The 14,140-nt window shown below is 71.3% G+C and carries 13 protein-coding genes; 7 read left to right on the forward strand and 6 right to left on the reverse strand.

The annotated features are described in order from the left end of the window. The gene (locus ACZ4VL_RS11715; protein WP_468198631.1) at positions 1–534 is read right to left on the reverse strand and encodes a GNAT family N-acetyltransferase; all 534 of its coding nucleotides are present in this window, start codon (positions 532–534) and stop codon (positions 1–3) included. Between the two features lie 78 nt (positions 535–612). On the opposite strand from ACZ4VL_RS11715, the gene ACZ4VL_RS11720 reads away from it, so the two are divergent. Beyond that, complete coding sequence (locus ACZ4VL_RS11720) at positions 613–1,197, forward strand: Uma2 family endonuclease (RefSeq protein WP_468198634.1); 585 nt, start codon at positions 613–615, stop codon at positions 1,195–1,197. Positions 1,198–1,291: 94 nt separating this feature from the next. On the opposite strand, the gene ACZ4VL_RS11725 is transcribed toward ACZ4VL_RS11720, so the two are convergent. From ACZ4VL_RS11725 to ACZ4VL_RS11735, 3 genes are all read right to left on the reverse strand, one after another. Then, positions 1,292–1,495 carry a YbdD/YjiX family protein gene (locus ACZ4VL_RS11725; RefSeq protein WP_468198636.1) on the reverse strand — a complete coding sequence of 68 codons (204 nt, stop codon included), beginning with the start codon at positions 1,493–1,495 and terminating at the stop codon, positions 1,292–1,294. Then, entirely contained in the window at positions 1,492–3,645 is a 2,154-nt protein-coding gene (locus ACZ4VL_RS11730) for a carbon starvation CstA family protein (protein WP_468198639.1), read from the reverse strand. The genes ACZ4VL_RS11725 and ACZ4VL_RS11730 overlap by 4 nt, the downstream gene beginning before the upstream one ends. A gap of 191 nt (positions 3,646–3,836) precedes the next feature. Then, entirely contained in the window at positions 3,837–4,601 is a 765-nt protein-coding gene (locus ACZ4VL_RS11735; protein ID WP_468198812.1) for a GntR family transcriptional regulator, read from the reverse strand. A 300-nt stretch (positions 4,602–4,901) separates the two neighbouring features. Between ACZ4VL_RS11735 and ACZ4VL_RS11740 the strand changes: the two genes are divergently transcribed. From ACZ4VL_RS11740 to ACZ4VL_RS11755, 4 genes are all read left to right on the forward strand, one after another. Then, entirely contained in the window at positions 4,902–6,188 is a 1,287-nt protein-coding gene (locus tag ACZ4VL_RS11740) for an extracellular solute-binding protein (protein ID WP_468198642.1), read from the forward strand. Between the two features lie 155 nt (positions 6,189–6,343). Next, positions 6,344–7,375 (forward strand): carbohydrate ABC transporter permease, encoded by a 1,032-nt coding sequence (locus ACZ4VL_RS11745; protein WP_468198644.1) that lies wholly within the window; start codon positions 6,344–6,346, stop codon positions 7,373–7,375. Between the two features lie 32 nt (positions 7,376–7,407). Next, a complete protein-coding gene (locus ACZ4VL_RS11750; protein ID WP_468198814.1) occupies positions 7,408–8,244 on the forward strand; it encodes a carbohydrate ABC transporter permease in 837 nt (278 codons plus the stop codon). Positions 8,245–8,250: 6 nt separating this feature from the next. Next, complete coding sequence (locus tag ACZ4VL_RS11755) at positions 8,251–9,741, forward strand: glycoside hydrolase family 3 protein (protein WP_468198647.1); 1,491 nt, start codon at positions 8,251–8,253, stop codon at positions 9,739–9,741. 146 nt (positions 9,742–9,887) lie between these two features. Here ACZ4VL_RS11755 and nagB read toward each other — a convergent pair whose 3' ends face one another. Both nagB and ACZ4VL_RS11765 read right to left on the reverse strand, forming a co-directional pair. Beyond that, positions 9,888–10,673, reverse strand: coding sequence for a glucosamine-6-phosphate deaminase (nagB, locus tag ACZ4VL_RS11760; protein ID WP_468198649.1), 786 nt, complete (start codon positions 10,671–10,673; stop codon positions 9,888–9,890). Positions 10,674–10,805: 132 nt separating this feature from the next. After that, a complete protein-coding gene (locus ACZ4VL_RS11765) occupies positions 10,806–11,567 on the reverse strand; it encodes an SDR family oxidoreductase (RefSeq protein WP_468198651.1) in 762 nt (253 codons plus the stop codon). 84 nt (positions 11,568–11,651) lie between these two features. Here ACZ4VL_RS11765 and ACZ4VL_RS11770 point away from each other — a divergent pair, with 84 nt between their 5' ends. Both ACZ4VL_RS11770 and ACZ4VL_RS11775 read left to right on the forward strand, forming a co-directional pair. Beyond that, on the forward strand, positions 11,652–12,245 hold the full coding sequence (locus ACZ4VL_RS11770; RefSeq protein WP_468198653.1) for a TetR/AcrR family transcriptional regulator: 594 nt from the start codon (positions 11,652–11,654) through the stop codon (positions 12,243–12,245). Between the two features lie 365 nt (positions 12,246–12,610). Then, positions 12,611–14,080: a sensor histidine kinase gene (locus ACZ4VL_RS11775; RefSeq protein ID WP_468198816.1), complete on the forward strand. Its 1,470-nt coding sequence runs from the start codon at positions 12,611–12,613 to the stop codon at positions 14,078–14,080. The last annotated feature ends 60 nt before the right edge of the window (positions 14,081–14,140 follow it).

Consider the following 14,140-nt stretch of genomic DNA (forward strand, 5'->3'; position numbering starts at 1 on the left):
CTAGATGTTGTGTCCGCCCCTTTGCTGAGCGTGGCCCCACAGCTCCAGTCGGTAGGTGAGCAGGGTCAGTGCGGGGATCGGGGACCAGTCCAGTTCCGGGGTGCGGACGAAGCCCAGACGGGCGTAGATCCGCTGGGCGCCGCGCATCGCCGGCTGAGTGGAAAGGGTCAGCGCGGTGACCCCGTCGAGGGCCCGGGCCCGCTCGATGCACGCCCGTACGAGGGCCTCTCCGACGCCCGCGCCGCGCGCCCCGGGCGCCACGGCGAGCATCCGGAACTCGGCCTCGTGCGGGCCGGCGACGTCGGCGAGGGGGCTCCCGGGCGGGGCGAAGGTCACCCCGCCGAGCACCTCCCCGTCCCGGACGGCGACCAGCACCTCGCCGTCGGCGGCCCGGCCGGCCACGTCGCGCAGGACGTTCAGGTAGGTGTCGTCCTCGTTCTGGTCGAGCAGCCCGTCCCCGGTGTAGGCCTGCCCGGTGATCTCGCCGATCCGTTCGTACTCGTCGGTCTCGGCGATGCGGATGTCGATGTCCATGCCGCCGAGTGTGCCGGACGCGGGCGGGCGCCCGGGGCTATCGTCAGGGACAGCACCGTCGAGAAAGGCGAGCGAGGCATGAGCGTGATGACTCACCGGCCCCACATGCTGACAGAGGACTTCGAAGCCGTGGCGCGCATAGCGGCCCAAGAGAGGGAGGGGACGCGGCTGGAGTTCATCGACGGGATCATCAGGAGCAAAGCAATGCCGGACGGCGACCACGGGCGCATCATCCAGTGGCTGCTCAAGGTCTGCATGCAGTCACGGCCCGATCTGTTCCTGCACCCTGGCCAGGGGATCAAGGCGCAGGAGTACCGGGACGGGCGGGCGATCCCCGACGCGGTACTCGCGCACCCGGATGCTTTCGTCGGGCAGGGCGACTGGGTCGACCCGGCCCCGATCCTCATGGTCGTCGAGGTGACCTTGTGGGACTCCGACACGCAGCGCCGCGACCACGTCGAGAAGCCGCGTGCCTACGCGGAAACCGGCATTCCCGTCTACCTGCTCATCGACCGGGCCAAGGGCGAGGTGTCCGTCTACACCCAGCCCAACGGCCGGCGCTACGAGAGCGCGCACATCGTGCCGTACGGAATGGACATCGTCCTTCCCGACCCCGTCGGCATCACCCTCCAGACGGACGTCCTCAAGGACTGGGCGCGCTGATCCGGCCGCAACGCGCCGAGGGGCCCCGCCGGATGCGGCGGGGCCCCTCGGCGTGCGACGTGCGACGTGCGGCGTGCGGTGGTGCGGCGAGCGCTCAGCAGCAGCGGAAACCCTCGCGGGGGTCCGCCTCGCGGGCGTCGGTGCGGGCCCGTTCGAAGGCGCGGCGGGTCATGACCTCGGCGTCCGGATCGTGGGAGCGGGCGTGCACGACGTACCGGTCGTACGCCGCCTCGCCGGAGAACTCCCGCAGGTAGAACCGCGCCTTCGCCAGCGCGCCGCGCACCGCGCCGCCGCTCACGCCACGGGCTCCTTCGCGCGGCCGCCGCCCGAGTCGAGGCCGGCGGCGGCGAGTTCGGCCCGTTCCTGCGGGGTCGCGAGGAGCCCGGCCGGAGCGATGATCTTCGACTCGGTCCACGGGACCTCGGTGAGCCGCACCGATGCGGGGCTGCGGACGGCCCGGATGCAGGTGCGGGCCGCGTCCAGCAGCACGATGACGATCAGGACGGCGAACAGGCCGGACAGGACGCCGTCCACGGTGGCGTTGAGGACCACCGTGTGCATCTCGTCCATGTTCTTCGCGGGTGCGAGCACCTTGCCGGCGTCGATGCCGTCCTGGTACTTGTCGCGCTGGGCGAAGAAGCCGACCTTCACGTCGTCCGAGAAGATCTTCTGCCAGCTCGCGGTGAGGGTGACGGCCACGTCCCAGGCCAGCGGCACACCGGTCACCCAGGCCCACTTCAGCCGACCGGACTTGACCAGCAGGGTCGTGCAGACGGCCAGGGCCACCGCCGCGAGCAGCTGGTTCGCGATGCCGAACAGCGGGAAGAGCTGGTTGATGCCGCCCAGCGGGTCCTTGACGCCGACCCACAGGAAGTAGCCCCAGCCGCCGACGACGAGGGCGCTGGCCAGCCAGACGCCGGGCTTCCAGCTGATGTCCTTGAAGGACTTGTGCACGTTGCCGAGGGTGTCCTGGAGCATGAACCGGCCGACGCGGGTGCCCGCGTCCAGCGTGGTCAGGATGAACAGCGCCTCGAACATGATGGCGAAGTGGTACCAGAAGGCCTTCATGCCGGCGCCGCCGACGACGGCCGAGAAGATGTCCGACATTCCGAGTGCGAAGGTCGGCGCGCCGCCCGTACGGGACAGCAGGGTGGCTTCCTCGACGTCCTTCGCGGCCTGGGCGAGGAACTCGGGCGAGACGCTGAACCCGAGGTTCGTCACCGCCTCGGAGGCGGTCTGGACCGTGGTGCCGACGACCCCGCCGGGGGAGTTGACGGCGAAGAACAGGCCGGGCTCGATGATGCAGGCGCAGATCATCGCCATGACGGCGACGAAGGACTCGGTCAGCATGGAGCCGTAGCCGATGACCCGGACCTGGGTCTCCTTCTGGATCATTTTCGGGGTGGTGCCCGAGGAGACCAGGGAGTGGAAGCCGGACAGCGCGCCGCAGGCGATGGTGATGAAGACGAAGGGGAACATCGACCCGGCGAAGACCGGGCCGTCCCCGCGGGCGGCGAAGTCGGTGATCGAGGGCATCCGCAGCGTCGGCATGGCGATGACCACGCCGAGGGCGAGCATCGCGATCGTGCCGATCTTCATGAAGGTGGAGAGGTAGTCGCGGGGCGCGAGCAGCATCCACACCGGCAGCACCGAGGCGATGAAGCCGTACGCGACCATCCAGATGATCAGCGTCTCCTTCTCCAGGGTGAAGGTGTCCGCCAGCGAGGACTCGGCGACCCAGCCGCCCGCGACGATCGCGAGCAGCAGCAGGGCGACGCCGATGACGGAGACCTCGGTGACCCGGCCCGGCCGCAGCACGCGCAGGTAGAAGCCCATGAAGAGGGCGATCGGGATGGTCATGCCGATGGAGAAGACGCCCCAGGGCGAGTGCGCCAGCGCGTTGACGATGACCAGGGCCAGCACCGCCAGCAGGATGATCATGATGGCGAACACGGCGACGAGGGCGGCGGCTCCGCCCACGGGGCCGATCTCGTCCCGGGCCATCTGCCCGAGCGAGCGGCCGTCGCGCCGGGTGGAGAAGAAGAGGGTGACCATGTCCTGGACGGCACCCGCGAAGATCACGCCGGCGACGATCCAGATGGTGCCGGGCAGGTAGCCCATCTGCGCGGCGAGCACGGGGCCGACGAGCGGTCCGGCGCCCGCGACGGCGGCGAAGTGGTGGCCGAAGAGCACCCGGCGGTCGGTCGGGTGGAAGTCGACACCGTTGTCGAGGCGTTCGGCGGGGGTGGCCCGGGTCCTGTCGACCCGCAGGACCCGGTCCGCGATGAAGCGCGCGTAGAAGCGGTAGCCGATGGCGTACGAGCCGAGCGCGGCGGCGAGCAGCCAGGCGGCGGAGACCTCTTCGCCGCGGGAGAGTGCGAGCACGGCCCAGCCGATGGCCCCGACGAGGGCGACGAGCACCCAGACGGCGATCGACTTCGGGGTCATGCGGCCTGCTGCGGAGGGCGAGTCCGGTGCCGTGTCCGAACTCGCCGCGCTCCGTTGGGTGTCTGTTGCTTCCGGTTCCGGCATGACCCTCGTCCCCTCGTTGATCATCTGCGCAAGCGCAGGGAATCTACGGGGGCCGACCGGTGAACGTAAGCCCCCGTCCGTATAGCGGAACGAGAGTCAACTACGGATCAGACGGCGGGGCGCTGGAGTCGGGCGACGAATTTGTAACGATCTCCGCGGTACACCGACCGCACCCACTCGACGGGCTCCCCGTCGGCGTCCAGGGAGTGCCGGGAGAGCATCAGCATCGGCAGGCCGACGTCCGTACCGAGCAGCCCGGCCTCGCGCGGGGTGGCCAGGGAGGTCTCGATGGTCTCCTCGGCCTCGGCGAGCCGTACCCCGTACACCTCGGCGAGGGCGGTGTAGAGCGACGTGTACTTGGCCAGCGAGCGGCGCAGCGCGGGGAAGCGCTTGGCCGACAGGTGGGTGGTCTCGATGGCCATCGGCTCGCCGCTGGCGAGGCGGAGCCGCTCGATGCGCAGGACGCGCCCGCCCGCAGCGATCTTGAGCAGTCCGGCGAGGGTGTCGTCGGCGGTCACGTAGCCGATGTCCAGGAGCTGCGAGGTGGGCTCCAGGCCCTGCGCCCGCATGTCCTCCGTGTAGGAGGAGAGTTGCAGCGGCTGGGAGACCTTGGGCTTGGCCACGAAGGTGCCCTTGCCCTGGATGCGCTCCAGCCGGCCCTCGACGACGAGTTCCTGCAGGGCCTGGCGCACGGTGGTGCGGGAGGTGTCGAACTCGGCCGCGAGGGTGCGCTCGGGCGGGACGGGAGTGCCGGGCGGCAGCGTTTCCGTCATGTCGAGCAAGTGCCGCTTGAGTCGGTAGTACTTGGGCACGCGTGCGGTGCGAGTGGCCGCTCCGCCCTCCGGCTCGGTGGTCGCCCCTTCGGTGGCCATCGCCGCCCGCCTTCCCGACTCCAGTTTCGCTGCCGTCACCGGCTCCTCCGATATGTGCGGTCACATGGTGACACGGGTGAGGGGACGGGCCTTCGTCCTCCCCCAGGTGTCGGTCCGGTAACGGACGCGGCACCCGATCATTAGACCCTTGACACCCCTAAAGGTCTAGGCCAAGCTCCGGTTACTGGTCTACACCAATATGGATCAGATCCCGGCCCCACGGGCAGTACTTGTGCAGTACTCGGTGCATCACCGCGGCGGGCGAGGGAAGTTGCAGGCAGCATCCCTGAGGAGGGTGGCGTGAAGCGCAAGCTCATCGCGGCGGTCGGTGTCGCGGGCATGATGGCCGGTGTCGCGGCGTGCGGCAACGGGGGCGGCGACGACAAGGGCACGGCCGACGCGGGCGGCGCCAAGGAGATCACCGTCTGGGTGATGGACGGATCCGCACCCAAGGCCTGGATCGACGAGGTCAACAAGGAGTTCTCGGCCAAGCACCCCGGTGTGACGGTCAAGGTCGAGGTCCAGGCCTGGAAGGGCATCCAGGAGAAGGTCACCACCGCCCTCTCCGAGAACACCCCGCCGGACGTCCTGGAGCTCGGCAACACCCAGACCGCCGGCTACGCGGTCACCGGCGGCCTCGCCGACCTGACCAAGGAGAAGGGCAAGCTCGGCGCCGACGCCTGGCAGAAGAGCATGCTGTCCTCCGCCGAGTACGAGGGCAAGCTCTACTCCGCCCCGTGGTACGCGGCCAACCGCGTCGTCGTCTACGACAAGAAGGCCTTCGAGAAGGCCGGCGTCACCCCGCCGAAGACCCGCGACGAGTGGATCGCCGGCCTGGACAAGCTCAAGGCCGCCGACCCCGCCACGCAGCCGATCTACCTCCCCGGCCAGAGCTGGTACGTCCTCGCCGGCCTGATCTGGGACGAGGGCGGCGACCTCGCCGTCAAGGACGGCGGCAAGTGGAAGGGCGGGCTCGGCACCCCGCAGGCTGCTTCCGCGATGGACTTCTACAAGAAGCTCCAGTCCTACTCCACCGCTCCGAAGGACAAGGACGAGGCCACCCCGCAGCAGTCCACCGACATCGTCCCCAAGGGCGGCGTCGCCTCCTGGATCGGCCTCGGCTGGGAGGCCGGCGGCGCGGAGAAGGCCCTGAAGGAGGCGGGCAAGGAGGCCGACTTCGGCTACTTCCCGATCCCGGGCAAGACCGCCGACAAGCCGGGCACCGTCTTCCTCGGCGGCTCGAACCTCGCCGTCGCCGAGCGCTCCAAGAACAAGGAGCTCGCCAAGGAGTGGCTGGCCCTGGCCACCGGCAAGGACCAGATGACGAAGTACGCCGCCGAGGTCAAGGGCGCGCTGCTGCCGAACCAGGCCGCCGCCAACTTCGCCCCGGCCGCGGGCTCCTTCGCCGAGGCCATGGCCAAGGGCGGCGTCAACGGCAAGATCACCCCGGTCACCCCGGGCTGGGCGAACGTCGAGACCGAGCCCAACCCGATCAAGGAGTTCATGACCAAGGTCCTCAAGGGCGAGGACGCCGCCAAGGCGGGCGCCGACGCGGACAAGGACATCGCGAGCCGCATCAACAAGTAACACCCGCACCACACCTGCACCGGGGGGTACGGCGGGCGCCGGCTGCGCCCCGCCGTACCCCCGGTCGCACGGACAGACGCACGCGACGCCCGCCCGCGGCCGACCCGGGTGCGACGGACGCCGGTCGCCACAGCCAACCGCGAGGAAACCAAGACATGACCGTGCACTCCCAGGGAGCGGCGACCGCTCCACAGGACGCACCCCACGAGTCCGGCGGGCCGCACACGTCGGGGGCACCACGGCAGCCGCACACCGGGGCCGGGCGCAAGGGCCCGTCTCCTCGCGCGGCCAGGCCCGCGCCGCCCGCGGGATGGCTGCCGTACCTGCTGATCGCGCCGGCGGTGCTCAGCATGGCCGCGCTGCTGCTGTACCCGCTGGCCAAGAACGTCGTCCTGTCCTTCCAGAAGGTCGACAGGATCGAGTTCATCCAGCGCAAGGCGCCCTTCAACGGCGTCGAGAACTACACCCAGCTGCTGGGCGACGGGCACTTCTGGACCGTCGTCGTGCGCACCTTCGCCTTCACCGCCGCCAACGTCGCGCTCATCATGGCGATCGGCAGCCTCCTCGGCCTGCTGCTCAACCGGCTGGGGAAGCGGATGCGCCTGGTCTTGTCGATGGCCCTGGTGATGGCCTGGGCGATGCCGATCGTCGCCTCCGTGACCGTCTTCCAGTGGCTGTTCGACGAGCAGTTCGGCGTCATGAACTGGGTCATGCGCACGCTCGGCTTCTCCGGGTACGAGCAGCACAACTGGTTCGAGACCGGCTGGTCCACCCTGGTGATCGTCACGATCCTGGTGGTCTGGGGCTCCGTCCCCTTCGTCGCCCTCAACATGTACGCCGGCCTGACCACCGTCGGCGCCGAGCTGTACGAGGCCGCGCGGATGGACGGCGCGAACGGCTGGCAGACGTTCTGGCAGGTCGTCTTCCCCAACCTCAGGCCGTTCTTCCTGATCACCACCTTCCTCGAGGTGATCTGGGTGTTCAAGGCCTTCACCCAGGTGTACGCGATGAACCGCGGCGGCCCCGACCGCGCCTCGGAGACCCTGCCCGTCTTCGCCTTCGTCGAGGGCCAGAGCCAGGGCCACTACGCGCTCGCGGCAGCGATATCCGTCCTGACGATCGTGATGCTCGTGGTCGTCATGTCCTTCTACTTCCGCCTGATCCTGAAGCAGGAGGAGGAGCAGTGAGCACCACCACCGCCCCGAAGCCCGCGCCGCGGCTGCGCACCCGCCGCCCGGTCCGCCCGGGAGCCGTCGCGAAGAACCTCGGCGCCCTGGTCCTGGCCGTGGTCTTCGTCTTCCCCGTCTACTGGATGTTCTCCTCGGCCCTCAAGCCGTCCGGCGAGATCCTCACCAAGGACCCCGTCTTCGTCTTCACCCCCACGTTCGACAACTTCACCAAGGCCACCGGCGTCGAGTTGTTCTGGACGTACGTGCAGAACAGCCTGCTGGTCACCGTCGGGGCCGTGCTGCTGGCGCTGCTCGTGGCGCTCGCCGCGAGCTTCGCGATCGCCCGCATGAAGTTCAGGGGCCGCAAGGGCCTCGTCCTCGGCGTGATGATGGCGCAGATGGCCCCCTGGGAGGTCATGGTCATCGCGATGTACATGATCGCCCGCGACGCCGAGATGCTGAACAGCCTCGCCCTGCTGACGGCGATCTACTTCGTGATGGTCCTGCCCTTCACCATCTGGACCCTGCGCGGCTTCATCGCCGCCGTCCCGGTGACGTTGGAGGAGGCCGCCCAGATCGACGGCTGCACCCGCGGCCAGGCCTTCCGCAAGGTGATCCTCCCGCTGCTGGCGCCGGGCCTGATGTCCACCTCGCTCTTCGGCTTCATCACCGCCTGGAACGAGTTCGCCATGGTCCTGATCCTGAACAAGGACAAGGCGGCGCAGACCCTGCCGCTGTGGCTGACCCAGTTCCAGACCGCCTTCGGCAACGACTGGGGCGCCACCATGGCCGCGTCCTCGCTCTTCGCGGTCCCGGTCCTGGTCATCTTCGTCTTCCTCCAGCGCAAGGCCGTCGGCGGCATGACCTCCGGCGCCGTGAAGGGATAACGACCCATGACCGTCCTTGCGCACCGCACCGACACCCTCACCCGCGACGCGCTCGCCGTCCTCCAGCCGGGCTTCGAGGGCACCACCGCCCCCGCCTGGGTGCTGCGCCGGGTCGCCGAGGGACTCACCTCGGTCGGGCTGTTCGGCCGCAACGTCGCCTCGCCGGAGCAGCTCGCCGCGCTCACCGCGCAGCTGCGGGCCGAGCGGGACGACCTCCTCGTCGCCATCGACGAGGAGGGCGGCGACGTCACCCGCCTGGAGGTCCGCGGCGGCTCCTCCTTCCCCGGCAACCTGGCCCTGGGCGCCGTCGACGACACCGACCTGACCCGGGGCGTCGCCCGCGAGCTGGGCCGACGCCTCGCCGAGTGCGGGGTCAACCTCAACTGGGCCCCGTCCGCCGACGTCAACTCCAACCCCGACAACCCGGTCATCGGCGTCCGGTCCTTCGGCGCCGACACCGCCCTCGCCGCCCGGCACACCGCCGCGTATGTCGAGGGCCTCCAGGCCGCCGGCGTCGCCGCCTGCACCAAGCACTTCCCGGGCCACGGCGACACCAGCGTCGACTCGCACCACGCGCTGCCGCGCATCGACGTCGACCTGGGGACCCTGGCCGTCCGCGAACTGGTCCCGTTCCGAGCCGCCATCGAGGCCGGCACCAAGGCCGTGATGAGCGCCCACATCCTGGTGCCGGCCCTCGACCCCACCCGGCCGGCCACCCTCAGCCCGCAGGTCCTGACCGGGCTGCTGCGCAAGGAGCTCGGCTATGAGGGCCTGATCGTCACCGACGGCATGGAGATGAACGCCATCGCCGGGACGTACGGCATCGAGCGCGGCTCCGTCCTCGCCATCGCCGCCGGCGCCGACGCGATCTGCGTGGGCGGTGGCCTCGCCGACGAGGCCACCGTGCTCCGCCTCCGCGACGCCCTGGTCGCCGCCGTGCACGAGGGCGCGCTCCCCGAGGAGCGGCTCGCCGACGCAGCCGCCCGGGTCCGGGCGCTGGCCGAGTGGACCCGCTCGGTCCGCCCCGCCCCCGCCGTGCCGGGCGCGCCGGAGGGGGGCGCGTCCGGCATCGGCCTGGAGGCGGCCCGCCGGGCGCTGCTCGTCTCCGGCGGCCGCGGGCCGGTCCCGGCCCCGTACGTCGCCACGCTCGCGCCCGTCGCCAACATCGCGGTGGGCGACGAGACCCCGTGGGGCGTGGCCGCCGAGCTGGCCGCGCTGGTGCCGGGGACCGGGGCGGGCGTCTACCCGGAGGGCTCCGCGGCCGGCGACGTCCTGGCCGCGGCCGGCGGCCGCACCGTGGTCGCCGTGGTCCGCGACGCGCACCGGCACCCCTGGATGGCCGAGGTCCTCGACGCGCTGGTGGCCGCCCGCCCGGACACGGTCGTGGTCGAGATGGGGCTGCCGCGGGCCGAGCCGCGCGGCGCCCTGTACATCGCCACGCACGGGGCCGCCCGGGTGTGCGGGCGCGCTGCGGCGGAGGTCATCGCGCGCGGATAGCCGCCGGGCCGCCCGCTCCGCCGCCCCGCCCGCCCGTCCGCCGGTGCGTGGGGCGCCGGCGGCCGGGCGGTACCGGAGACGGCGGAAGGCCGGGCCCCGTGGAGGGGGCCCGGCCTTCCGTCCGTGCGGATCGTTCGTCCTGCGCGCTACAGGCCCTGCCAGACGGGCTTGTTCGCGTAGGTGTGGCGGAAGTAGTCCGCGAGCTTCAGCTCGGAGGCGGCGGCCTCGTCCACGACGACGGTCGCGTGCCGGTGCAGCTGCAGCGCGGAGGCCGGGACCAGCGCGGACAGCGGGCCCTCGACGGTCTGCGCCACGGCCTCGGCCTTGCCCTCGCCGGTGGCGAGGAGGACCAGGTGGCGGGCGTCGAGGATGGTGCCGATGCCCTGGGTGATGACGTGGTGCGGCACCTGCTCCAGGTCGTCGCCGAAGAAGCGCGCGTTGTCCACGCGGGTCTGCTCCGTGAGCGTCTTGATACGGGTGCGGGAGGAGAGCGAGGAGCACGGCTCGTTGAAGCCGATGTGCCCGTCGGTGCCTATGCCCAGCAGCTGGAGGTCGACACCGCCCGCCCCGGCGAGGGCACGGTCGTACTCCTCGCACGCGGCGACCAGGTCCTCGGCGGAGCCGTCGGGGCCCATGAAGGACTCCTCGGACAGGCCGAGGGGCTCGACGACCTCGCGGAGCACGGTGGCCCGGTAGGACTCGGGGTGCCCGGCCGGCAGGCCGACGTACTCGTCGAGCTGGCAGACGCGGGCCCGGGCGACGTCGACCTCGCCGGCCCGCACCCTGGCCGTGAGGGCCGCGTAGACGGGCAGCGGGGTAGAGCCCGTCGCCACGCCGAGCAGGGCGTCGGGCTTGCGGCGCAGCAGCGCGGCGATGGCCTCCGCGATGAGCTCTCCGCCTGCCTTGGCGTCCGGGACGATGACAACTTCCACGCGGGGCCTGCCGATCTGGAGTACGGTATGTGGTATAGACCAATCTAGCAGAGCCGGGGCGGCTCCGGCCGTGGATTCCGCCCGGAATCCATGGTGGTCCCGATCCCCGCGCCCGGCCTCCCGGCCGCGTCCTCAGAGCAGGGCCAGTTGGAGTCCTCCGGTCGCGTTCAGGTGCTGGCCGGTCACCCAGCGGGAGTCCGGCGAGGCCAGGAAGGCCACCACGTCCGCGACCTCCTCCGCCGTGCCCAGTCGGTGGAAGACCGACCGGGAGGAGGCGTGCGCCCGCGCCGCGGGGTCCGCCAGCCAGGCCGCGTTCAGGTCGGTGTCCGTGATGCCCGGACCCACCGAGTTCACGGTGATCCCGCGCGGGGCCAGCTCGGCGGCGAGGGACCGGGTCAGCGCATTGACCGCACCCTTCGCCGCGATCGTGGCCAGGATCGCCGGCAGGGCGATGTCCGGGGTGCCGGTCACGTTGACGATCCGGGCGCCGTCGCGCAGTCGGGCCAGCGCGTGCCGGATCACGAAGAACGGCGCCTTCGCGTTGAGCGCCTGCACCCGGTCGTAGGTCTCCTCGTCGGTCTCCGCGATGCCCGCGAAGGCCGGAGCGCCCGCGTTGTTGACCAGGACGTCCACCTCGGCGGTGTGCAGCGGGTGGGCCTCGTACGCCGCCCAGAGCGCCTCGGCGTCGCCCGGCACCCCGAGTTCCGCGCGGATCGCGAACGCCCGCCCGCCGGCGGCGGTGATCGCCGCCACCGTCTCCCCGGCCGCCGCGTCGTTCTGCCCGTAGTGCACCGCGACCAGCGCCCCGTCCCGTGCGAGTCGCTGCGCGATCGCCCGCCCGATGCCGCGGCTGCCGCCCGTGACCAGTGCCGTCCTGCCGCTGAGCACGCCCATGACGCGCCCCCCTTCGCATTCACTAGTGGTCGCTACAGAAATGGACCGTACCAGATTCCGTAGCGGCCGCTATAGAATCTGGGCATGGTGACCGGACAACGCGGCAGGCCGCGCTCCTTCGACCGCGGCGCCGCCCTGGACAAGGCGATGCTCGCCTTCTGGGAGAACGGCTACGAGGCGACGTCGATCTCCGACCTGACCGCCTCGCTCGGGATCAGCGCGCCCAGCCTGTACGCGGCCTTCGGGGACAAGCGCAAGCTCTTCGACGAGGTCGTGGCCGTCTACGGCGGCCGGTACGGGGACTTCGCGAGCACCGCCCTGGCCGAGGAGTCCACTGCCCGCGCCGCCACGGAGCGCATCCTGCGGGAAGCCGCCGAGGTGTACACCGACCCGGCCCACCCGCCGGGCTGCCTCGTGCTCAGCGCGGCCGTCAACACCACCTCGCAGGAGGTGGCGCAGGCCCTGCGCGAGCGGCGCGCGGCCCACGTGGCGGCGTTCGAGAGCCGGGTCCGGGCCGACGTCGCGGCCGGCGTACTGCCCGCGGACACGGACGCGCGGGCGCTGGCCCGGTACGTGGTGTCGGTGCTCCAGGGGATGTCGCAGCAGTCGCGTGACGGAGCGGGCCGGGAGGAGCTGGAGGCGGTCGCGGAACTCGCGGTGCGCGCCTGGCCGCAGTGAAGGATTCCTCCGGGCGAATTCCTCTGGGCCACGGTGCCGGGGCGGGACCCTCAACCCGCCCGGCACCGTAGCCCGGAGTACTTACGGCCGGCGGGTGTGCGGTTCCCGGCGGCCGGTTGAGAGGTTGCCTGCGCGGTCAGGGCAGAGCGCGTGGCCCACCTCTATCCGTCCTCCTGTGCGGGGAGGGCGGAAGCTTACGTCAATTGTGGACTAGACCATTCTGTTCTGTCCATCCAATGTCGGGCACCGGAAACCCGTGACTTCCTCCAACAGTACGCGGAGTGAGCCCTTCCTGGATACTCCCGGGTAGTCGCCGTGGGGAAAGTCATGGCCCGAGCCCGAGGTACGCTCGCCAGGTGCCCTCCATGAACGACCTCGTACGCCAGCACACCGCTCTCGGTGAAACCGACCTGGAGTGGCTCCACCTGCTGGTCTCGGAGTGGCAACTGCTCTCCGACCTGTCCTTCGCCGACCTGGTGCTGTGGGTGCCCACCCTCGACGGCACCCGGTACGTCTCGGTCGCCCAGATGCGCCCCAACACCGGCCCCACCTCCTACCAGGACGACATGGTCGGCCACCTGGTGCCGCGCGGCCGGCGCCCGCTGCTGGACGCCGCCCTCGACGAGGGCCGGATCGTGCGCGAGGGCGACCCGGAGTGGCGCGAGGAGGTGCCCGTCCGCGTCGAGTCCATCCCGGTGCGCCGCGAGGGCAGGGTGCTCGGCGTCATCGCGCGCAACACCAATCTGCTCACCGTGCGTACACCGAGCCGGCTGGAGCTCACCTACCTCCAGTCCGCCTCCGACCTGGCGCAGATGATCGCGGCCGGGGCCTTCCCGTTCCCCGGGCAGCAGGTCGACATGGACGCCTCCCCGCGCGTCGGGGACGGACTGATGCGGCTCGACGCCGACGGGGTCGTCACGTACGCGTCCCCCAACGCGCTCTCCGCGTACCACCGCCTCGGCCTCGCCTCCGACCTGGTCGGGCAGCACCTGGGCACCATCACCGCCGAACTCGCCCCGTCCCGCGGCCCGGTGGACGAGGCGCTGGTCAAGCTCGCCAGCGGCTGGGCCCCGCGCGAGACCGAGATCGAGGGCAACGGCGGGGTCATCCAGCTGCGGGCCATCCCGCTCAAGCCCAAGGGCACCCGGATCGGCTCCCTGGTCCTGTGCCGCGACGTCACCGAGCTGCGACGTCGCGAACGCGAACTGATCACCAAGGACGCGACCATCCGGGAGATCCACCACCGGGTGAAGAACAACCTCCAGACCGTGGCCGCGCTGTTGCGGCTGCAGGCCCGACGGATGGATTCGGAGTCCGGCCGCGAGGCGCTCAACGAGGCCGTGCGCCGCGTCGGTTCGATCGCGATCGTGCACGAGACCCTGTCCCAGAACCTCGACGAGCGGGTGGAGTTCGACGAGATCGCCGACCGCGTGATCGCGATGGTCGCCGAGATCTCGCCGGGCAAGGTGGACTGCCGGCGCATCGGCCGGTTCGGGATCCTGGACGCGGAGGTGGCCACGCCGCTGTCGATGGTGCTGACCGAGATCCTGCAGAACGCCCTGGAGCACGCCTTCAGCCAGGGGGAGGGCGGCACGGTGGAGGTCACCGCCGCCCGCAGCGGCTCCGGCCGGACCGACGGCCGGCTGCTCATCACCATCCTCGACGACGGCTCCGGCCTGCCCGAGGGCTTCGACCCGCAGAAGGCCGGCAACCTCGGCCTGCAGATCGTCCGCACCCTCGTCGAGGGCGAGCTCGGCGGCACGTTCGACATGGTGCGGGCGGAGCCGCGCGGCACCAAGGTCGTCCTCGACGTCCCCGTCAGCCCGCAGAAGTAGCACGAGAGCCCGTCACGCAGCGTGACGGGCCGCGCGGGGGAGCGGGCCGTGCCCGGCGTG

The sequence above is a fragment of the Streptomyces sp. NPDC029014 genome (genome assembly GCF_055564695.1).